Source organism: Pseudomonas sp. MWU12-2319 (genome assembly GCF_023242525.1).
In the GTDB taxonomy this organism is placed as follows: Bacteria; Pseudomonadota; Gammaproteobacteria; order Pseudomonadales; family Pseudomonadaceae; genus Aquipseudomonas; species Aquipseudomonas gingeri_D.
In genome coordinates this window covers 217,025-237,328 of record NZ_JALJES010000008.1, presented here as the reverse complement: position 1 = coordinate 237,328, position 20,304 = coordinate 217,025, and the positions used below count along the sequence as shown (strand labels likewise).

Genomic DNA, 20,304 nt, shown 5'->3' with positions numbered 1-20,304 from the left:
GCCATGAGCGTCGCAAGCCTGCACAGCGTTGACCAGCGCATCTGGTTGAACGCCTACCTGCCGGGGGTTCCCGCCGATATCGAAAGCGAGATCGACCGTTATCCGTCACTGCGCGAGGTGTTTCTCGAGCATATGGAGAAGTACCGTGAACGCGTCGCCTACGTCAGCATCGGCACTGAGATGGGGTATCTCGAATGGGAGCGGCGCGCCTTTGCCTTCGCGGCCTGGCTGCAGTCCCGGGGGGTGAAGAAGGGCGATCGCGTGGCGCTGATGATGCCCAACTGCCTGCAATATCCGATCTGTCTGTTCGGCACCTTGCTGGTGGGCGCGGTGGTGGTCAACGTCAACCCGTTGTATACCGCCCATGAACTCCGGCACCTGCTCAAGGACAGCGGCGCCGAGACCGTGGTGATCTTCGAGAACTTCGCCCATACCCTGGAACAGGCGCTACCCGGCAGCGCGCTGAAAAATATCGTGGTGGCGGCCATCGGTGACCTGGTGGGGACGCTCAAGGGCGCGGCCCTGAACTTTGTGCTGCGGCATGTCCAGAAACAGGTGCCGCGTTTCCATCTGCCGGGGGCGATCCGCTTTACACGGATGATGAAGCAGGCCGCAACGCTGCGGGTCAGGAAGGTCAAGCTGGCCCACGATGACATTGCCTTCCTGCAATACACCGGCGGCACCACGGGCGATGCCAAGGGGGCGATGCTCACCCATCGTAATATTCTCGCCAACCTGATGCAGGCCAAGGCCTGGGTCGGTAATCAGCTGGATGAGAACCAGCAGGAAACCAACGTCACCCTGTTGCCGCTGTATCACGTGCTGTCGCTGACGGTGAACTGCCTGATGTTCATGTGCCTGGGCGGGCGCAATATCCTGATCGCCAACCCCCGTGACGTGAAGCGGGTCCAGATGATCCTGCGCAAGGAGAAGTTCAGCGGCATTGTCGGGGTCAATACCCTGTTCAACGGGCTGCTGGAAAACGAAGCCTTTCGCGGCCGCGATTTTTCCGATCTGAAGCTGGCGATTGCCGGCGGCATGGCCACCCACACCGCCGTGGCCCGGCGCTGGAAAGAGGTGACCGGGGTGCCGATCATCGAAGGCTACGGGCTGACCGAGTGTTCGCCGGTGGTCAGCATCAGCCCCATCGATATTGCGCGGATGCGCGAGGGGGATTTCAGCGGGACCATCGGCGTGCCCTTGCCCTCGACCTGGGTGCGTTTCATGCGCGAAGACGGCGAGCTGGCGCAACTGGGCGAGGAGGGCGAGTTGCAGGTCCGCGGCCCGCAGGTGATGAAAGGCTACTGGCAGCGGCCGGAGGAAACCGCCCTGGTGCTGGACCGGCACGGCTGGCTGTCGACCGGCGATATCGGGGTAATGAACGAGCAGGGCTTTATCCGCCTGGTGGATCGCAAGAAGGACATGATCCTGGTGTCGGGTTTCAATGTGTACCCCAACGAAATCGAAGATGTGGTCGCCCTGCACCCCGGCGTCGCCGAAGTGGCGGCCATCGGCGTTGCCGATCAGGTCACCGGGGAGCGGGTGAAGATCTTCGTGGTGCGCAAGGACCCGGCCTTGACCGAGGCCCAGTTGCTGGCGCATTGCCGGGAGTACCTGACAGGGTACAAGGTGCCGCGGATTGTCGAGTTTCGCACTGAAGAACTGCCCAAGACCACGGTGGGCAAAGTGCTACGTCGTGCGCTGCGTGACCATTTGTCTCCTTGATAGGCGCTTTGCAGTGAATTTCTTGTTATAAACACACTCCGATACGTCTCCGCGGGACCGGCGCCAGAGCGCCTGTGTGGGCGCATCGGACGTTTTTGCTGTCATTTCAGTTGCTGACTCGATAACTCGGCCTTAGACTGCCGCCCCTCGTAAATTGAGTGCCGGGTGGCGCTTGGAATGGACGGCGCCTTTCTGTGCATCCCCTCAGGTGCGCAGAACGCTCCCTAATTCGCCTTAATGCACGTATTTTCTATAGAGAAATCAATGACAAAGGAAAAGTTGCTGGCCATGCCGGCGGACGACTACATGAACGCCGAGCAACTGGCTTTCTTTACCGAGCTGTTGCAAGCGATGAAAGTCGAAACCCACGAGCGTATCGAGCAGAACCGTATTGCCATCGAGAGTCTCGATACCCCGGCTGACCCGGCTGACGCCGCTTCCGTTGAAGAAGAACGTACCTGGCTGGTGAACGCCATCGACCGCGACCAGCGCATGCTGCCGCAGTTGGAACAGGCGCTGCTGCGCATCAACGACGACTCCTTCGGCTGGTGCGACGACAGCGGCGAGGCGATCGGCCTCAAGCGCCTGCTGATCAGCCCGACCACCAAGTACTGCATCGAAGCTCAGGAACGTCACGAGCAGATCGACAAGCATCAGCGCCAGGCCTGATCGCTGCCCCCTGCAGGTGCCGGCTTGCCGGCGATCCGGACGACGCGGTGTTTATGTCACGCCGCGTCATCGTTCATCGTCGATAAACCCGCCTCCACACCCGCCCCATAGCAGCTATCGTTGATGCATACGCCCTACAACTAACGGACCATGGCTAATGGCCCGATAGTGGCGTTTAATGCAAAAAAACAACTAGAAGCTCACGGTGGGTAAGTACATGTCTGGAGAAGGAATTCTGCCTGGGGTCGGGTCGCACGTGGACGTGCCATCGAAACCGGCGCTGCGCTGGCTGACACCCCTGATACAGAGCGTGGGGCTGGCGCTGTTGTTGTCGGCCATGGCCTTTGCCGGCTGGTCTCTGGGCGTTTGCCTGCCCCTGGCGCTGTTGTTGATCTGGCTGCCGCGCCTGCGGATGCGCCAGGCCCCGGCGTCAGCCGTGCAGAGCGGCGGCGATACCCTGGCGCAATTGACCCGCGACCTTTCCCATACCACCAGCCATAACGCCCTGTCCGCCGCCGGCGTGGCCTTTGCGGTCAAGCAACTGGCCGGCAAGGTGCAGTCGCAGCTCAGTGCCGCCGCGCAGATTGTCGCCAGTGCCGAACAGGTGATCAGCACCGAGCAGACCACCTCGCACTTGAGCCAGCAGGCCCTCGGCTCGGCCAGTCAGGCCCGCAGCAGCAGCGCCGAAGGGCATACGGTGCTGGCGGAGTCCATCGGCCGCATGCACCGGCTCAGCCAGCAGGCCAATGCCAGTCGCCAGACAATCGAGGCCCTGAGCCAGCGCAGCGAAGAAATCCAGCGGGTGACCCTGGTGATCCAGGCGATCGCCAGCCAGACCAACCTGCTGGCCCTTAACGCCGCCATCGAGGCGGCCCGCGCCGGCGAGCATGGTCGCGGTTTTGCCGTGGTCGCCGACGAAGTACGCGGGCTGGCCGGGCGCACGGCCACGGCGACCGATGAGGTCGGGGTCATGGTGGCCGATATCCAGCAGCGCACCACCCAGGTCGTCGAGCAGATCCGTCAACTGGCCCAGGATCTGGACGGCGGTGTGGAGCAGGTCGAGGATACCGGCCGGCACCTGGCGAATATCGCCGGCCTGGCGGCCAGTGTCGAAGCGCAGGTGGGCGAGATCGCCCGCGGTGCACAGAGCAACCGCGAGCAACTGGACAGCCTGTTCACGGCGGTGGAGCAGATGCGCGGCGACCTGGCCGTCAGCGACCAGCAGACCCGCCACCTGACCCAGGCGGCGACCCAGATGGAAGGGCAGGCCGAGACCATCAGCCAGCGCCTGGCCGAGGTCGGCCTGGACGATTACCATCAGCGGGTCTACGACCTCGCCCGTGAAGGGGCCGGACAGATTGCCGCGCGTTTCGAGGCGGATATCGAACAGAACCGCATCAGCCTTGATGACCTGTTCGACCGGACGTACCAGCCGATCGCCAATACCTCGCCGGCCAAATACCAGACGCGTTTCGACCGTTACACCGATCAGGTCCTGCCGGCGATCCAGGAGCCGTTGCTGGCACGCCATGAAGGATTGGTGTTTGCCATCGCCTGTACGCCCCAGGGCTATGTGCCGACCCATAACCAGGCGTTTTGCCAGCCCCTGACGGGTAACCCGCAGCAGGACACGCTGCACAACCGGACCAAGCGCAAGTTCGATGACCGTACGGGGATTCGCTGTGGCAGCCACCAGCAGCCGCTGTTGTTGCAGACCTATACCCGCGACACGGGTGAGCTGATGCATGACCTGTCGGTGCCGATCATGGTCAAGGGCCGCCATTGGGGCGGACTGCGCCTGGGCTACAAGCCGGAAAGTGCGCCCAGGAAAGGTTGAGGCTGTCCTCAAGGGTCTCTTCGCGGCGGTGCGGCGTCCCGACAAGCCCTGCTCCTACAGTGTTGTGTCGTACTCAAGAGAGTGTTCGACAAAAAACTGTAGGAGCAGGGCTTGCCCGCGAAGAGGCCGGTTCAACCACTGCAAGACTGTGGGAGTTGCTCAGGCCGAAGTATCAGTCATCCCGGCCATCAGCTTTTCCGCCATGAACAGCGCGGTGCTGGTGCCGTTCAGTGCGGCGCCGAGGGCTGCGACCTGGGCCTTGGCCGGCTGGACAGCAGCTTCGCGCGCCGCTGCGTTGGGGTGGTGGCCGCTTTTGGTCGCGGCCAGGTGCGCATTGGCCTTGCGCAGTCGTTGTTGCAACTGCTCGATCTGTGCCCGGAGTTTCTTGACCCGATCCTGCGCCGCCTTTGCATTGGCCGCCAGGCTGTCGCCCAGCAGATTCAAGCCACTGTCGCCATCCAGCAAAGGATCGGACGAAAGACGGCTGGCGGCGCTGCCGCTCTCTTCGGGGGACGACAGCAGGAAGGCGGAGGGGATCAAGGAAACATTCAAGTTGATCATCGGCGATACTCCTGGAATGACGCTTGCCAGATTATCGACCGCGGGATGGCATTCTGTAGTCTCGACGAGCGCTTCTACAGGGTATTTGCGACAGACTGGACACAATTGAGTACTTTTTGTCTTGTAAGATGCTGCTCACGGGTAGTTTGATTGGCCCGAATGGCCCGACGTGTTCTAGAATCACTTCCAGTGTCCAGGGGCTGATTTCATCCAGGGCATTTTTTGCAACCTGCATGTCGGAAATTACTTTTTTTCAGGAAGGCCTTCCCTCGCAAATTCAGTTGCCGGTTTCCCGTGATCGGTGCAATGCGGTGTTTTCCTTCAAGCGCTGATGACACTTCGCAGAAGTCATGGGACCTTGCATCCATTAGGCTTGCTGCGCACCGGTGAGCATCGCCAGGCCGCGCGGGCAAACATCAGGGCTTTCTATTCAGTAACCGACGGCGGTGACCGATCGTTTTGTGTTGCCTGACACTTGCCGGGCGGCTTCATTTTTCGAGTTTGAGGACTTTTCGTTGGCAGTCAGTAATCTGGATATGCATGCACTGTTTGTACTGGGTGATCTTCGGGCCAAGCTGGTCAAGCAGTTTCAATCGCGTTTCGTCTATATCACCGAACAAACCGCCGAAGGCATCTACATCGCCGAGATCGACACCGAAACCTCCCTGGTGGTCGATGACAAGCAGCACCTGGAGCTCAAGGTCGGCGATCATTTTCGTGCCGCGGTATTGCCCAGCCGCGAAGGCGGCAAGTTCGACATCAAGTTTCGCGAGATCAAACTGACGGTCTATGGCCTGGGCGACTATGCCTATATCACCGTACCGGAAGGCCATGGCATTGTGTTCAAGGAAGGGCATACCGTGGTGATGGTGTTTGCCGCCCATGAACAGTTGCAGGGCACCTTGAGCAAGACCCTCAAGGACGTGACCAAGAAGGCCGCGCGCTGGCGCAAGGGCGAACTGACCTTCAAGGCCAGCGAGTAATGGGTTTGACCCGGGCCGAGTTCCATCAACAGCATGTGCGGCAGGCCAGTGCCGAGGCCCGCCGGTTGTTCGAACGCAAGGCCGAACTGCAGGGCGCCTGGCTCAACTGGGTCGCGGCGCAATTGTATGCCCTGGGGCCTGCGGAGTATGTCAGCATGGTCCGACGTGAGTTGCAGCAACTTCAGTCGCCAGATACTCATTGATCGCTGGCGCATCATTCCGGGAACCTCGACTACAGTTCTGCTGACTGAATATTTCCGGGCTTTCGGACTTTTCGCCGAAAAACGATCTGCGATTGAGGTGATTCCATGAAAGGATTTCGCGCGCTGTTCGCCAGCGCCCTGGCTGTTTTCTGTATCGGCGCCATGCCGCTGGCGGTTCGAGCCGCGCCCCAGCCGATCCACTTTGCCGACCTGAACTGGGAAAGTGGCAGTCTGATCACCGACATCCTGCGGTATATCGTCGAAAAAGGTTACGGCCTGCCGACCGATATGCTGCCCGGCACCACGGTGACCCTGGAAACGGCCCTGGCCAAGAATGATATCCAGGTGATTGGCGAAGAGTGGGCCGGACGCAGTCCGGTGTGGGTCAAGGCTGAAGCGGCGGGTGAGGTTGCAGCCGTTGGCGATACCGTCAAGGGTGCCACCGAGGGCTGGTGGGTGCCGGAGTACGTGATCAAGGGCGATCCGGAGCGTGGCATCAAGCCCCTGGCGCCGGATCTGCACGGGGTCGCGGACCTGGCCCGCTACAAGGATGTGTTCCGCGATCCGGAGTCCCCGGATAAGGGTCGTTTTCTCAACAGCCCGATCGGCTGGACATCGGAAATCGTCAACCAGCAGAAACTCAAGGCCTACGGCCTGACCGACAGTTATGTGAACTTTCGCAGTGGCTCCGGAGCGGCGCTGGATGCGGAGATCACCTCATCGATCCGGCGTGGCAAACCGATCCTGTTCTATTACTGGTCGCCGACGCCGCTGTTGGGCAAGTTCAAGCTGGTCCAGTTGCAGGAGCCGGCCTTTGATGCCGAGGCCTGGAAGACCCTGACCGACCCGGAGAATCCTGATCCCAAGCCGAGCCGTTCTTTGGCTTCGAAGCTGAGCATTGGCGTGTCTACGCCGTTCAAGACGCAATACCCGCAGATACTGGCGTTTTTCGCCAAGGTCGACCTGCCGATTGATGTGTTGAACCAGGCGCTGGCGAAAATGAGCGAGGAGCGCCTGCCGCCACGCCAGGTGACGGAGGCTTTCCTCAAGGGGCATCCGGAGGTCTGGAAGGCCTGGTTGCCCGTGGATGTGGCCAACAAGGTTGCCGCCAGCCTCAAATAATGCACCGTTCTGTGTGGGGGAGCGGAGCTTGTCGGATCGCCGCACCGCCGCGAAGCTTTTGGCGTCCTGACGGGCCTCTTCGCGGGCAAGCTCCGCTCCCACAGGTTCTGTCTCTCCCACGGGTTCTGCAGTCCACAGGTTTTACAGCTCGCTGACATCGACCCAGCGCTGTTCCCTGGCCGCCCGGCGAATCGTTGTCGCCAGGCGCTCCACTTGCCAGGCCTCTTCGAAGTCGGTCCCCGTCTGGCTTCGACCGGCCAGCGCCTCGATCAATGCCTGGACTTCCAGGGCCTTGAGTTCGTTGTAACCCAACTGATGGCCGGCGGCCGGGCTGAAGGCTGCGTAACGCGGTAGATGCGGCCCGGCCAGCAGGCGCTGGAAACCGCTCTGGCCGGCGCGGCAGAGTTGCAGTTCGTTCAGGCGCTCCTGGTCGAAGGCCAGGGTGCCCCGGGTGCCGCTGATCTCGAAGCTCAGGTGGTTCTTGTAGCCGTGCTTGAGCCAGCTGCTGCTGAAGGTGCCCCGGGCGCCATTGGCGAAGCGCAGCAGGGCGTGGACCTGATCGTCGACGGCAATCCCACGGGTCTCCAGGCTACCGGCACTGGCCGGGCGCTGTGCATGGACGGTGCGGGTGTCGGCACACACGGCGCTGATATCGCCGAGCAGATAACGAGCCATGGCCAGCAGATGGCTGCCCAGGTCGGCCAGGGCGCCGCCGGCATGCTGGGCTTCGCAACGCCAGGACCAGGGCGAGGCGGGGTCGGCCATGAAGTCTTCGCTGAATTCGCCCTGGAAACCGACGATTTCCCCCAGTTCGCCGCTCTGGATCAGCTCCCGGGCCAGGTCTATCATCGGGTTGTGCTGATAGTTGTAGCCCACGCGGGTGACCACGCCGGCCTGTCGGGCCGCGTCACGCATTTGCGTTGCCTGATCCAGGTCGACCGCCAGGGGTTTTTCGCAGTACACCGCCTTGCCCGCCGCAAGGGCGGCCATGGCCATGGGGAAATGCAGGTGATTGGGCGTGGTGATCGCCACCACCCCGACCCGGGGATCGTCAATCAGTTGTTGCCAGTCGCCGTAGGCCTGCTCGAAACCCCAGGCCTGGGCGCAGGATTCGGCACGCCGGGCGTCGGCATCCGCCAGTGCCACCAGGCGCAGCTTCAGCGGCAGTTCGAATACGGCGCTGGCATTGTGAAATGCCAGCGCGTGGGCACGGCCCATAAAGCCCGTGCCGATCAAGCCTATTCCCAACTCGTCCATCACCACGCCCTCTGATTATTATTTTCAGGAAGGGCTATTTATAGAATTTAAATTCAATAAATTCAACTGATGGAATTTTTATTTCATGATCAGGACAGGAAACCACCGTCCACGTTCAGCGCTACCCCGGTGGTGTAGCTGGAGGCATCGCTGGCCAGGTACAGCACGGCCCCGGCCATTTCGCTCGGCGCGGCGACGCGCTTGAGGGGGATCTGTTGCAGGGCGGTCTTGAGGATCGCTTCGTTGCTGACCAGGGCCGAGGCGAACTTGGTGTCGGTCAGGCCCGGGAGCAGGGCGTTGCAACGAATGCCGAACTGCGCGCACTCCTTGGCGAAGACCTTGGTCATGTTGATCACGGCGGCCTTGGTCACCGAGTAGATGCCCTGGAAGATGCCCGGGGAAATGCCGTTGATCGAGGCCACGTTGATGATGCTGCCACCGCCGTGCTCGCGCATCAGCTTGCCGGCTTCCACCGACATGAAGAAGTAGCCGCGGATATTCACGTCGACGGTTTTCTGGAACGCGCTGAGATCGGTGTCCAGCACATTGCAGAACTGCGGGTTGGTGGCGGCGTTGTTGACCAGGATATCCAGACGCCCGAACTGCTCGCGGATACCGGCGAAGACCTGGCTGATCTGTTCCATTTCACCGATATGGCAGGCGATGGCGGTGGCCTTGCCGCCGTCGGCGATGATCGCATCGGCCACGTGCTGGCAGCCTTCGAGCTTGCGGCTCGAGACAATCACATGGGCGCCTTGCTGGGCCAGCAGCTTGGCAATGGCCTCGCCGATACCACGGCTGGCGCCGGAAACAAAGGCGATCTTGCCATCGAGGTCGAACAACTGGGTCTTGGACATGGTGATTTTCCTGGTTGTAGGCGCGGTCAGAGGCTGGACGACTGGATGACTTTCAGGCTCATCTGCTCCAGCAGCTTGTTCATGTGAATGAACTGCGCAAAGCGTTTGTCCTGGGTCTGGCCGTGGAAGAAACGGTAGTAGATCTGCTGCACGATGCCGGCCAGGCGGAACAGGCCGTAGGTGTAGTAGAAATCGAAGTTGTCGATGGCGATCCCCGAGCGTTCGGCGTAGTAGTCGACGAACTGGCGACGGGTCAGCATGCCGGGGGCATGGCTGGGCTGGCGGCGCATCAATTGCACCGGGGCCGGGTCGCCCGCCTCGATCCAGTAGGCCAGGGTGTTGCCCAGGTCCATCAGCGGGTTGCCGATAGTGGTCAGTTCCCAGTCGAGCACGCCGATGATCTGCATCGGGTTGTGGGGATCGAGGATCACGTTGTCGAAGCGATAGTCGTTGTGCACGATGCTCGAGGTCGGATGGTCGGCGGGCATCTTGTCCTTGAGCCAGGTCCGTACCGCTTCCCAGCTCGGGGCGTCAGGGGTCAGGGCTTTTTCGTAACGCTCGCTCCAGCCACGGATCTGCCGCTCGACGTAACCCTCGGGTTTGCCCAGGTCAGCCAGGCCGCAGGCCGTGTAGTCGACCTGGTGCAGTTCGACCAGACGGTCGATAAAGCTCTTGCACAGGGTTTCGGTCTGCGCGGCATCCAGACCCAGCTCCGGTGGCAGGTCGGAGCGCAGGATGATGCCCTCGACCCGCTGCATCACATAGAACTCGGCGCCGATCACCGACTCGTCGGTGCAGTGCACATAAGCCTTGGGGCAGTACGGGAAACCGTCCTTGAGCTGGTTGAGGATGCGGAACTCGCGACCCATGTCGTGGGCGGACTTGGCCTTGTGACCGAACGGCGGCCGACGCAGGACAAATTCCTGTTCCGGGTAGCGGATCAGGTAGGTCAGGTTCGAGGCGCCGCCGGGGAACTGGCTGATCGTCGGCAGGCCGTGCAGGCCCGGAATATGAGCCTTGAGATACGGATCGATCAAGCCGGCATCCAGCTCTTCGCCGGCGCGGATACGGGTGGACTGGTCAGTAAGCGTCATGCTTATCCCTTCTGCTTATTCTGGAGGCCAGAGATTATTGACTAATCTAATGCTCGCCCTGTCTGCCTACAAGCGCGCTCCGCTGTTATAGGCCGGGGTGTTGCAGGATGATCAGCGTGCCTGATAGGCCAGCGTAGAGGGAAAGCGGTGCTTGGCAAGAGTGCCCATTGCCGGAGCAGGCTTGCCCGAGGGTGGTCGATATAACGCACGAAACCCGATGCCCGTGACGCCAGGGTGGGCATCGCGGGCTATCGGGTTTCGACTGTTCTACGGGCGTGGATCAGGTCGGGAACAGCTCGCTCAGCTTCATCGACAGCATCATGTCGCCTTCGACGCGCAGCTTGCCGCCCATGAATGCCTGCATGCCGTCGGTCTCGCCGCTGACGATGCCTTTCATGGTCTCGCCGTCAGTTACCAGGGTCACGTTGGCATCCGGGTTTTCGCCTTCCAGCAGTTTGCAGGTGCCGTCCTTGACGATCAGCGAGAAGTGCTGGTCATTGTCGATACGGAAGCCGAAGACAACGTCCAGGCCGGCGGCGGCGGCTGGGTTGAACTTGTGTTGCATTGCTTCTACGGCGTGGGCTACAGAGGTCATGGTTCGATCCTTTTATGGGTAAATACGGCAACGACCCCAAGGGTCACGGTGGGCCGGAGCTTATCGGAAGGTGATCAGCTCCGGGGCCTTCAGCAGTTGCAGGTGCGCTTGACTGTTGAAGGACGCCAGGGCCACCTCGCGACCGCGAAACTTGAGCTGGTTGAGCGAGGTGTTGACGATCTGCCAGTTCAGCTCGAAGGCTTCCCTGGCTGGAATTCGGGTGATCAGGTGAAGCAGGGCGGTGATGGTTCCGCCGGAGGTGAACACGGCGATTTTCTGGCTGTTGTCGGCCTGTTCGAGAATCCGCCGCAGCCCGCCCTCGACCCGGGCGACAAACCCCAGCCAGCTTTCCAGCTCCGGGGTGTCATGCTGGCCACTGAGCCAGCGCTCGATGATCAGGGCGAACAGGCGCTGGAACTCGCCACGGTTTTGCGCGGCGTTGCGCAGGATGTGCAGGGCTTCGGGTTCATCCGGCAGCAAGCCGGGCAACAGCGCGCGGATCACCGCGTCGGCGTCGAACTCGTTGAAGGCTGTATCGGTTTCCAGGGGCGGGACCAACAGGCCGGCGCCGTCGCACTGCGCCAGGGCGGTGAGCGCGGTATCCTGCTGGCGGCGCAGGTCGCCGGCCAGGCAACGGTCGAAGCTCAGGCCCAGGTCGGCCAGGTGCTTACCGAGGACCTCGGCCTGGCGAATACCGATCGGCGAGAGCACGTCGTAGTCGTCCGCACCGAAGGAGGCCTGGCCATGTCGAATCAGATAAATGCTGCCCACGTCCGCGTCGTCCCGGTACGTTGAAGGTCTGGCGAGGTTATGAGGATGGCGGAAGCCTGTCAATGAAAAAACATACGCTCGTTTGAAATGTTTGTTAGAGACACAATTCAGGCGGTGCCACAACTGGCCGCAAGGCCGCCTCGACGGTATGCTGGACCGGTCGTGAGCCCCCACAGACGGGGGCCGCCTGATTTTGTAAGGAGTCACCGTGGAGTTTCTTGCCGAGTACGCAAGTTTTCTGGCTAAAACCGTTACCCTGGTTATCGCGATCGTCGTGGTCCTGGTGACCGCGGCCACGCTACGCAGCAAAGGTCGGCGCCGGTCGGCGGGGCAGTTGCAGGTCAGCAAGCTCAACGATTTCTACAAGGGTCTGCGCGAGCGCCTGGAGCAGAGCCTGCTCGACAAGGACCAGCTCAAGGTCCTGCGCAAGCAGCAGGCCAAGAGCGAGAAAAAACACAAGAAGCAGCCGGAGTCCAAGCCACGGGTATTCGTGCTGGATTTCGACGGCGATATCAAAGCTTCGGCCACTGAAAGCCTGCGTCATGAGATCACCGCACTGCTCAGCCTGGCCACGCCCAGGGATGAAGTGGTGTTGCGCCTGGAGAGCGGCGGCGGCATGGTCCACAGTTATGGCCTGGCCTCCTCGCAACTGGCGCGTATCCGCGAGGCCGGCGTACCGCTGACCATCTGCATCGACAAGGTCGCGGCCAGCGGCGGCTACATGATGGCCTGCATCGGCGACAAGATCATCAGCGCGCCCTTTGCCATTCTCGGTTCTATCGGCGTGGTGGCGCAGTTGCCCAACGTCAACAAGCTGCTGAAGAAGCACGATATCGATTTTGAAGTGCTGACCGCCGGCGAGTACAAGCGCACCTTGACCGTGTTTGGCGAAAACACTGAAAAAGGCCGTGAGAAGTTTCAGCAGGACCTGGATATCACCCATCGCCTGTTCAAGAACTTTGTCTCGCAGTACCGCCCGCAACTGGCCATCGATGAAGTGGCCACCGGCGAAATCTGGCTGGGTGTCGCTGCCCTGGACAAGCAGTTGGTGGACGAACTGAAGACCAGCGATGAATACCTGTCCGACCGCGCAAAACATGCCGAGTTGTTCCATCTGCACTATGCCGAACGCAAGAGCCTGCAAGAGCGCGTCGGGCTGGCGGCCAGCAGCTCGCTGGAGCGTGTGCTGGTCAATGGGTGGAGTCGTTTGACCCAGCAACGTTTCTGGTAAACCGCTACCTCGATGGTTTCTGTCAATCGTCTCGGACAGAAACCATCCGACCCTCAAATAAGTACCCCCCCTCCATGGCAAACACTCAATAAGCTGGAATCTCTAATGGATATCCAGGTTGATTGCCATGGAAGAAACAAACGTCGTTGAGTACAGCCGGATACCTGCCGAGGCAGGTATTCATTTCGATACGATCAAAGAGAAGATTCCCAGTTGGCTCTACCGAGCCGCTCCGGAAATACGCCTGTTATTTCGCGAACATCTGCTGGCCCTGGAAACGTCGAGACATGAAGTCCGGCGGATCATGGCGCAGTTGCAGAAGATTGATGTGTTCTGTACGCCACTTCTGGTCCAGGCGCTGGAAAGACAGATCAACAGCGGCCAGGACTTGCAAAGTGCCCGCTTTGTCAGGGTCGATGCTACTTACCTGTCCAGTATCTTCGAGGATAAGTTCTATACCTTCTCCCACAGTCAGACGCTGCTGGAGGCTGCCTTGCAGAACTTCGAGGCTGGCGAGACCTTGTCGGGAGCGTTGTCAGGCAAGGCGGTTATCCAGTTTCCCGCTGGCGCTGCGGGCATCAACACTGCGCTTGCACCGGAAGACTTTGCCTGGGCTTGTCGAACGCTGAACCTGGGGGCCTTGTACCAGGCGCATATCGACAGTGTTTTCAATCCTCCCGGTCAGCCGTCGGCCAACGGAGCTTTGTCGGTAAAACAGCACTTTGCCGAGTATGACAAGCAGACCTTGGCGGTGACCGCCGATATCGCCTACATGAAGGGGGAGATCACCGCGACGACCTACGCTTTACTGCTGGAGTTGGTCAAGGGGCAGGCAGGTTTGAGGTTGGGTGGCGAACTCCTGCATCACAGTCGGATGAAAATGTTCGATATCGAGTTGAGCGGATGGGTGGTCATCGGCGCGAAACTGGCGGAGGACTCGACCTTACCCTGTATTGCCTATATTCCGGATGACCCGCGTGGTCCACTGAAGTACTACCGGCATTTTCTCCTCTTTGAACATGATTTGACGCTGAAACTTCGGGACCCGTCTTATCGGCAGTTTTTCGCCCGTTTCGTCCCCGAGGAGCACCGGCTGCGGTTCCTGCGAACCCTCAATGCCAGATTGCTTTCCCAGGATCGAACCTGGCCGCCCGTGCCGGCGATTTTCCAATATATCCCGCTGACTGAAGTACCCATCGAAGGCGATCTGTTCGAAAGTTTCCAGCAGCAACGCTACCGTCAGATCAAGGCGCACGCGCGGCTGCTGGCGGTGCCCACGGCCGACGTCGACGCCCGGGTGCGCCAGGCGCGTCTGGACGCCTACCGCGAAGCCGGTCTGAGCCTGTTGGCGCTGGCTTTATCGTTCGTGCCGGTAATCGGTCAGATCATCCTGGCGGCGGCGGCGGTGAAGATGGTCGTGGAGGTCTATGACGGATTCGCGGCTTGGCAACTCGGGGAAAAACGCGAGGCCCTCGGCTATCTGCTGGGGGTGGTCGAAGACCTCGCCCTGTTGGCGGCCGGGGCGGTGGTGGTGAAGGGCGGCAAGGCCCTGTTCAAGACGCTGTCCCCGTCTTCAGTCGATGCCTTGATTCCCGTTGAAGCGCCGGGAGGTCGGCGCCGCTTGTGGAGAGCCGATCTTGCCCCCTATGAGCGTGATATCCGTTTGCCTGAGTATCTCGAGGCCGATGCAATGGGGCTATATCCGTTCCAGGACAACCTCTATCTGCCGCTGGAAGGGAAAGTATATGCCGTGAGGTATGACCGGGCTCGCCTGCAATGGCAGATTGAGCACCCGGAAGGCGAAGCGTTTCACGCCGTGCCGCTCAGGTTCAACCGTACGGGTGTCTGGCAAACGATTTACGAGCGCGTCGCTGACTGGCCCGTGGAGCAATTGTTCCGCCGCCTCGGCGAGCCCATGGTCGGACTCGGCAACCAGCTGCGTTTGAAGATCCGCCAGTTCTGTTCCGCTCAGGAGAATGTCTTGCGCAAAGCCCTGGCGGACAATCAGCCGGTGCCCGCGCTGCTGCTCGATACAATCAAGCGCTTCAGGATCGACCAGGCCATCAGCGATTTTATCGGCGAGGTACCCGACGCTATCTCGCGAACGCTGGAGCAGGGCGATTTGCGCTTGCGGCTGCTGACATCGTTGCCCGACTGGCCGGAAAACCGGGTCGTCCAGGTGTTCAATGGGGCGGGTGAAGTCATGCAGGAGTACGGTCGGCGCACGGGCGAGCAGTTCTCCTCGTTGCAGATCATCGAGTCGCAGCTCAAGAATGGCAACCTGCTCCAGTCGACGCTGAACATGTTGAGCGAGCCTGAGCGTCAAACGCTGTTCGGTGCGGAGCTGACGGACAACGGGCGGCGTGTCCGGGTACTGAGCCAACGCCTCAGGCAATGGGCCGGGCAGCGAAGGCAATGGTTGTTCGACGAGTTGTACGCGGCGAGCGAGAAAACCGACGACGACAGGGTCAATCGTATTCTCGGGGTGTTCCCCGGCTTACCGGGAAGTGTCGCCCGGGAGTTGATCGCCCATGCCAACAGCGCCGAACTCGATCTCTTGAGCGAGCGGGTGCCGCTACGGTTCTCGGAGGAAATTAGCTGGTACCTCAAGCAGTTGCGGCTTAACCGGGTGTGCGAGAGCTGGTATTTGCTGGCCCCGCAATACGCCCTGGCAGACCGTCTTGCACTGCATACGCTTGGGCGATTACCCGGCTGGCCGGCCAAGGGGTTGCGGATTGAGTTGCGAGAACAGCGCTTTACCAGTGAGGCGCTGGAAACGGCGGGGGATCCGGATATCACCACGCCCCGGGTGATTCTCAAGGTCGCTCGACAGTACAACGCCTTCGATCACTCGGGGACGCTCCTGGGCAGGGCCGATAACATATTCGACGCGATGGTGCGTGCCTTGCCGGAGCCTGATCGCGTTGCCCTCGGATTCCGCGGTGCGGAGCGAGGCGCCTGGCTGAAAGAACAGATTGTCGCCCAGGTTGCCCGAGATCCTTATGCGGCCCAGGATACGCTGGGCCTGTCGCCTTTCAGTCGCAGGTTCAGGCCACCGATGCGCCTGGCCTCCGGGCGCATCGGTTACCCGATGAGCGATGTCGGCAGGGTCCTGGGTTATTCCGAGCGATTGATCGGGCGTGTGCGTGACTTGTATCCGGGGTTCTCCTCGGAAGAGGTGGGTCGTTTTCTCACTTCACTCCACCTGCCCGAGTCTGCCTGCCTGGTGGAGCTCGAGCGCCTGCGGGGGGAGTATGAGGTGTTGTTCACCACACTGGATAAATGGGTGCAGCGCCAGACCTGGAGGCGTGTGCGGGGCACCTTGCAAGTCGCTCCCGTGGCCCTCGACAACAAGCAGCGGGTGGCCGATGCGATCCTGGCCTGCTGGAGAAAACAGTCCAACCGCAATCGGTTGGGTGGACAGTACTTCTACGAGCTGGACCTGTTGGGCATGCGGGTCGGAGACTTGCCGGCGATCAGCGCCGACTTCAGTCATGTGGGCTTTCTGTTCATGAATGATATGGCCGTCGCCAGCACCGAAGTCTCATTTTTATCCTGCTTCAGGCAGTTGCGCTGGTTGTCCATGGGCTTCAACCATCTGGGTAGCCTGCCGGTGGAGTTGGGGCAGATGTCCGAACTGATCCATCTGCACCTGCCAGGCAACCAGATTGTGCTGAACCGCCAGAGCGCGGAGGTGTTGACCCGGCTGACCAGGCTGAAATTCCTGAATCTTTCGGATAACCCTCTGGTCCAGCCCCCCGATATCAGCCAGATGAGCCAGCTGGAGACCCTGTTGTTGCGTCATACCGAGCTGGATCGCTGGCCTGTCGGGCTGCCGGGGTTGAGCAACCTGCAGCGTGTGGATCTGCGGGGCAATCGGATTTCGACCATCCCCGAGGCAGTTTACTCCGGGCCGGTCTCCATCAACCGGATTACCCACCTTCATGACAACCCGGCGCTTTCGGTCGAGGGCATGCTGCGGTTGCAGCGTTACGAACGCGAAACCGGCATCAATTTCGGCATCGATATGCCGGGCCGGCGGCACCCCCATGCCCTGCGTCGGACCACGTCGCTTCGCGAGTGCGACAACTGGCTGGGGGCCATATCCACCGAGCAGAAGGTTCTGAAAGAACAGCAATGGCAGTTGCTGCATCGGCAGCAAGGTTCCGCGGACTTTTTCAAGCTGCTGGCGGACCTGAGTGTCACCGCCGAATATCGCGAGGCGCGCGAGGATTTGAGCCTGCGGGTCTGGCAGGTCGTGGAGGCGGTCAGTCAATACAGTGAACTGCGCGAGGAGCTGTTTGTCTCGGCGTCCCATCCGCAGACCTGCTCCGATGGTGCGGAACTGATCTTCAGCGACATGGAGATCCGGGTCCTGGTGAATCAGGCGAGGGCCATGGTCGTGGGCACCCCGGCGACTACCGAACTGAATCTGTTGAAGCTGTCCCGAGGATTGTGGCGCCTGGATGAAGTCGAGAGCCTGGCTCAGACGGATATCGAGGCGCGGTTGAAGTTGCCCGATGCGTCAGGGGTCGACCCGGTGGAGGTGAGGCTGGCCTACCGCATCGGTCTGACGGAGCGACTTCGCTTGCCGGGACAGCCCAAACACATGACGTTTACTGAGTTGGCCCGGGTGACGGAGCAGCATCTGGACGCGGCTTATGCCAAGGTCCTGGCCCGGGAGCGGACTCCGGCGTATGCGCGGGCCTTGGCCGATCGCGAGTTCTGGGCCAGCTATCTGAAGGAGCATAACCCTTCGCGATTCAAGGGGATTGATGCGCAGCACCAGGCCGCTGTGTCCGCGCTGGATGCCCGACGTACGAGCAGAAGTGATCCCCATTGGCATGAGTTCATCGATATCGAACTGGAGGCCCAGATGGGGGATCAACTCAGGGCTTGGCGGGAAGCCAGCGCCAGGGAAACCCTGGCGTTGACCAAAGAGATACTGGAGAGAATCCCAGCGCAGGAGCTGGACGCCTGAAGCCCGGCGCGGGTGCCTGGAGGCACCCGGCCGGACAAGCTTCAGCGACGACGGAACAGCGGCAGCGGTTCGTCGGTGGCGGCCTGGTAGGTCACCGAGAAGTCCTTGAGGCTTTCCAGGGCTTCGTAGGGGTCCTTGTCCGCACGCAGGGCGTAGGCGTCGAAACCGCAACGGTGCAGGTAGAACAACTGGTCGCGCAGCACATCGCCAATCGCCCGCAGCTCGCCCTTGTAACCGTAACGGTCACGCAGCAGGCGGGCATTGGAGTAGTTGCGGCCGTCGGTGAAGGCCGGGAAGTTCAGGGCGATGACCTGGAAGTGTTGCACGTCATCGCCGATTTCCTCGGCTTCTTCATCGGCGTCCAGCCACACGCCCAGGCCGCCGTCGCGGGCCTTGAGGGCGTGGGCGTGCTCGCGCCACAGGGCCAGCGGCACGATCAGGTCGTCGCAGTTGGAGATGCCGTCGAAGGACGCGTCCTTGGGCAGCAGGTGCCAGGTCTCGTCGATAACGGCGTTGTTCTTAATGATTCGCTGCATAGACGCGCTCCTTGAAGGGGTCGATACCGATTCGCTGGTAAGTGTCGATGAAGCGTTCGTCTTCGGTACGTTTTTCCACGTAGACGTCGATCAGTTTCTCGATCACGTCGGGCATGGCCTCCTGGGCGAAGGACGGGCCGAGGATCTTGCCCAGGCTGGCGTCACGACTGGCGCTGCCGCCGAGGGACACCTGGTAGAACTCTTCGCCTTTCTTGTCCACCCCGAGAATGCCGATATGGCCGACGTGGTGGTGGCCGCAGGCGTTCATGCAACCGGAAATGTTCAGGTCCAGTTCGCCGATATCGAACAGGTAGTCCAGATCGTCGAAGCGGCGCTGGATCGACTCGGCGATCGGGATCGACTTGGCGTTGGCCAAGGAGCAGAAGTCGCCGCCCGGGCAGCAGATGATATCGGTCAGCAGGCCGATGTTCGGCGTGGCGAAACCGTTTTCGCGCAGTTCGCCCCAGAGGGTGAACAACTGGCTCTGTTCCACGTCGGCGAGAATGATGTTCTGCTCGTGGGAGGTGCGCAGTTGGCCGAAGCTGTAGCGGTCGGCCAGGTCGGCGATGGCATCGAATTGCTTGTCGGTCACGTCGCCCGGCGCTACGCCGGTGGGTTTGAGGGACAAGGTCACGGCCACATAGCCGGGCTTTTTGTGGGCCAGGGTATTACGGGTACGCCAGCGGGCGAAACCCGGGTGCTGCTGGTCCAGTTCGGCCAGTTCAGCGACCTGGTTGTCCAGGACCTTGTAGTCCGGGTCGACGAAGTGCTTGGCGACGCGATGGACTTCGGCCTCGGTGAGGGTGGTCTGGCCGCCGCGCAGGTGGACCATCTCGGCGTCGACTTTCTCGGCGAAGACTTCCGGGGTCAAGGCCTTGACCAGGATCTTGATCCGCGCCTTGTACTTGTTGTCGCGACGGCCGTAGCGGTTGTAGACCCGCAGGATGGCGTCGAGATAGCTCAACAGGTCCTGCCACGGCAGGAACTCGTTGATAAAGGCACCGACCACCGGGGTACGGCCCAGGCCACCACCGACCAGGACCCGGAAGCCCAGCTCGCCGGCGGCGTTGTGCACCGGCTCCAGGCCGATGTCATGGACTTCGATGGCGGCGCGGTCCGAGGTCGAGCCATTGATGGCGATCTTGAACTTGCGCGGCAGGTAGGCGAATTCCGGGTGGAAGGTGGTCCACTGGCGGACGATCTCGCACCATGGGCGCGGGTCGATCAATTCGTCGGCGGCGACACCGGCAAACTGATCGGTGGTGACGTTGCGCAGGCAGTTGCCGCTGGTCTGGATCGCGTGCATCTGCACGGTGGCCAGCTCGGCGAGAATTTCCGGCACGTCTTCCAGCGCCGGCCAGTTGAACTGCACGTTCTGCCGGGTACTGACGTGGGCGTAGCCCTTGTCGTAGTCGCGGGCGATCCGCGCCATCATTCGCGCCTGGCGCGACGTCAGCTGGCCATAAGGCACGGCAACCCGCAGCATCGGGGCGAAACGCTGGACATACAGGCCATTTTGCAGACGCAGCGGGCGGAACTCTTCTTCGCTCAGCTCACCTGCCAGATAGCGTCGGGTCTGATCACGGAACTGCTTGACGCGGTCCTCGATGATCCGCTGATCGTACTCGTCGTATACGTACATATAGATCCTGTTCTCAGGCTTCATAAATACCCCCGGCGCTCCAGGCCCCCGGGGTATCTCAACAATTCTGCGCGCACGGCCGCGCACTCCATTGACGGAGCCGGCGCACGATAGCAGTTTGCAGTTATGCGTAAAAGTGATGTTTGAGTATATGCACAGAACCAAAACGACTAACGTTCGTCGACGAACCATAACCCTGTTTGTGGTATGGGCAATTCTCTACTTAACTATCAGCGAGTT

The 20,304-nt window shown here is 61.1% G+C and carries 16 protein-coding genes; 8 read left to right on the top strand and 8 right to left on the bottom strand.

Going from position 1 to position 20,304, the window contains the following annotated elements; genetic code table 11:
* The first annotated feature begins 3 nt into the window (after positions 1 to 3).
* From M5C01_RS15755 to M5C01_RS15745, 3 genes are all read left to right on the top strand, one after another.
* Complete coding sequence (locus tag M5C01_RS15755; protein WP_152739544.1) at positions 4 to 1,725, top strand: AMP-binding protein; 1,722 nt, start codon at positions 4 to 6, stop codon at positions 1,723 to 1,725.
* Positions 1,726 to 1,989: 264 nt separating this feature from the next.
* The gene (locus tag M5C01_RS15750) at positions 1,990 to 2,394 is read left to right on the top strand and encodes a TraR/DksA family transcriptional regulator (RefSeq protein ID WP_100943636.1); all 405 of its coding nucleotides are present in this window, start codon (positions 1,990 to 1,992) and stop codon (positions 2,392 to 2,394) included.
* A 337-nt stretch (positions 2,395 to 2,731) separates the two neighbouring features.
* Positions 2,732 to 4,231 (top strand): methyl-accepting chemotaxis protein, encoded by a 1,500-nt coding sequence (locus M5C01_RS15745; RefSeq protein WP_248764350.1) that lies wholly within the window; start codon positions 2,732 to 2,734, stop codon positions 4,229 to 4,231.
* 159 nt (positions 4,232 to 4,390) lie between these two features.
* Here M5C01_RS15745 and M5C01_RS15740 read toward each other — a convergent pair whose 3' ends face one another.
* Positions 4,391 to 4,792: a hypothetical protein gene (locus M5C01_RS15740; RefSeq protein WP_152739542.1), complete on the bottom strand. Its 402-nt coding sequence runs from the start codon at positions 4,790 to 4,792 to the stop codon at positions 4,391 to 4,393.
* A 515-nt stretch (positions 4,793 to 5,307) separates the two neighbouring features.
* On the opposite strand from M5C01_RS15740, the gene M5C01_RS15735 reads away from it, so the two are divergent.
* The 3 genes from M5C01_RS15735 (at position 5,308) to M5C01_RS15725 (ending at position 7,100) form a co-directional block, all read left to right on the top strand.
* The gene (locus tag M5C01_RS15735; RefSeq protein WP_100943867.1) at positions 5,308 to 5,775 is read left to right on the top strand and encodes a hypothetical protein; all 468 of its coding nucleotides are present in this window, start codon (positions 5,308 to 5,310) and stop codon (positions 5,773 to 5,775) included.
* Entirely contained in the window at positions 5,775 to 5,978 is a 204-nt protein-coding gene (locus M5C01_RS15730) for a hypothetical protein (protein ID WP_103498886.1), read from the top strand. Before M5C01_RS15735 ends, M5C01_RS15730 begins: the two co-directional genes overlap by 1 nt.
* Positions 5,979 to 6,083: 105 nt before the next feature.
* Positions 6,084 to 7,100, top strand: coding sequence for an ABC transporter substrate-binding protein (locus M5C01_RS15725; RefSeq protein ID WP_103498885.1), 1,017 nt, complete (start codon positions 6,084 to 6,086; stop codon positions 7,098 to 7,100).
* 141 nt (positions 7,101 to 7,241) lie between these two features.
* On the opposite strand, the gene M5C01_RS15720 is transcribed toward M5C01_RS15725, so the two are convergent.
* The 5 genes from M5C01_RS15720 to M5C01_RS15700 all read right to left on the bottom strand — a co-directional run bounded on the left by M5C01_RS15720 (position 7,242) and on the right by M5C01_RS15700 (position 11,674).
* On the bottom strand, positions 7,242 to 8,357 hold the full coding sequence (locus M5C01_RS15720) for a Gfo/Idh/MocA family oxidoreductase (RefSeq protein WP_152739541.1): 1,116 nt from the start codon (positions 8,355 to 8,357) through the stop codon (positions 7,242 to 7,244).
* An 89-nt stretch (positions 8,358 to 8,446) separates the two neighbouring features.
* Complete coding sequence (locus M5C01_RS15715) at positions 8,447 to 9,214, bottom strand: SDR family oxidoreductase (RefSeq protein ID WP_103498883.1); 768 nt, start codon at positions 9,212 to 9,214, stop codon at positions 8,447 to 8,449.
* A gap of 26 nt (positions 9,215 to 9,240) precedes the next feature.
* The gene (locus M5C01_RS15710; protein WP_152739540.1) at positions 9,241 to 10,308 is read right to left on the bottom strand and encodes a phosphotransferase family protein; all 1,068 of its coding nucleotides are present in this window, start codon (positions 10,306 to 10,308) and stop codon (positions 9,241 to 9,243) included.
* A 280-nt stretch (positions 10,309 to 10,588) separates the two neighbouring features.
* Positions 10,589 to 10,903 (bottom strand): SCP2 sterol-binding domain-containing protein, encoded by a 315-nt coding sequence (locus M5C01_RS15705; protein ID WP_103498881.1) that lies wholly within the window; start codon positions 10,901 to 10,903, stop codon positions 10,589 to 10,591.
* 60 nt (positions 10,904 to 10,963) lie between these two features.
* Entirely contained in the window at positions 10,964 to 11,674 is a 711-nt protein-coding gene (locus M5C01_RS15700) for a histidine phosphatase family protein (protein ID WP_103498880.1), read from the bottom strand.
* Positions 11,675 to 11,882: 208 nt separating this feature from the next.
* Here M5C01_RS15700 and sohB point away from each other — a divergent pair, with 208 nt between their 5' ends.
* Complete coding sequence (sohB, locus tag M5C01_RS15695) at positions 11,883 to 12,905, top strand: protease SohB (protein WP_177098820.1); 1,023 nt, start codon at positions 11,883 to 11,885, stop codon at positions 12,903 to 12,905.
* A gap of 127 nt (positions 12,906 to 13,032) precedes the next feature.
* Positions 13,033 to 17,886 (top strand): NEL-type E3 ubiquitin ligase domain-containing protein, encoded by a 4,854-nt coding sequence (locus tag M5C01_RS15690; RefSeq protein WP_248764345.1) that lies wholly within the window; start codon positions 13,033 to 13,035, stop codon positions 17,884 to 17,886.
* 41 nt (positions 17,887 to 17,927) lie between these two features.
* On the opposite strand, the gene M5C01_RS15685 is transcribed toward M5C01_RS15690, so the two are convergent.
* Positions 17,928 to 18,422 carry a DUF934 domain-containing protein gene (locus M5C01_RS15685; protein ID WP_100943648.1) on the bottom strand — a complete coding sequence of 165 codons (495 nt, stop codon included), beginning with the start codon at positions 18,420 to 18,422 and terminating at the stop codon, positions 17,928 to 17,930.
* Positions 18,406 to 20,064 carry a nitrite/sulfite reductase gene (locus tag M5C01_RS15680; protein WP_103498877.1) on the bottom strand — a complete coding sequence of 553 codons (1,659 nt, stop codon included), beginning with the start codon at positions 20,062 to 20,064 and terminating at the stop codon, positions 18,406 to 18,408. Before M5C01_RS15680 ends, M5C01_RS15685 begins: the two co-directional genes overlap by 17 nt.
* Between the last annotated feature and the right edge of the window lie 240 nt (positions 20,065 to 20,304).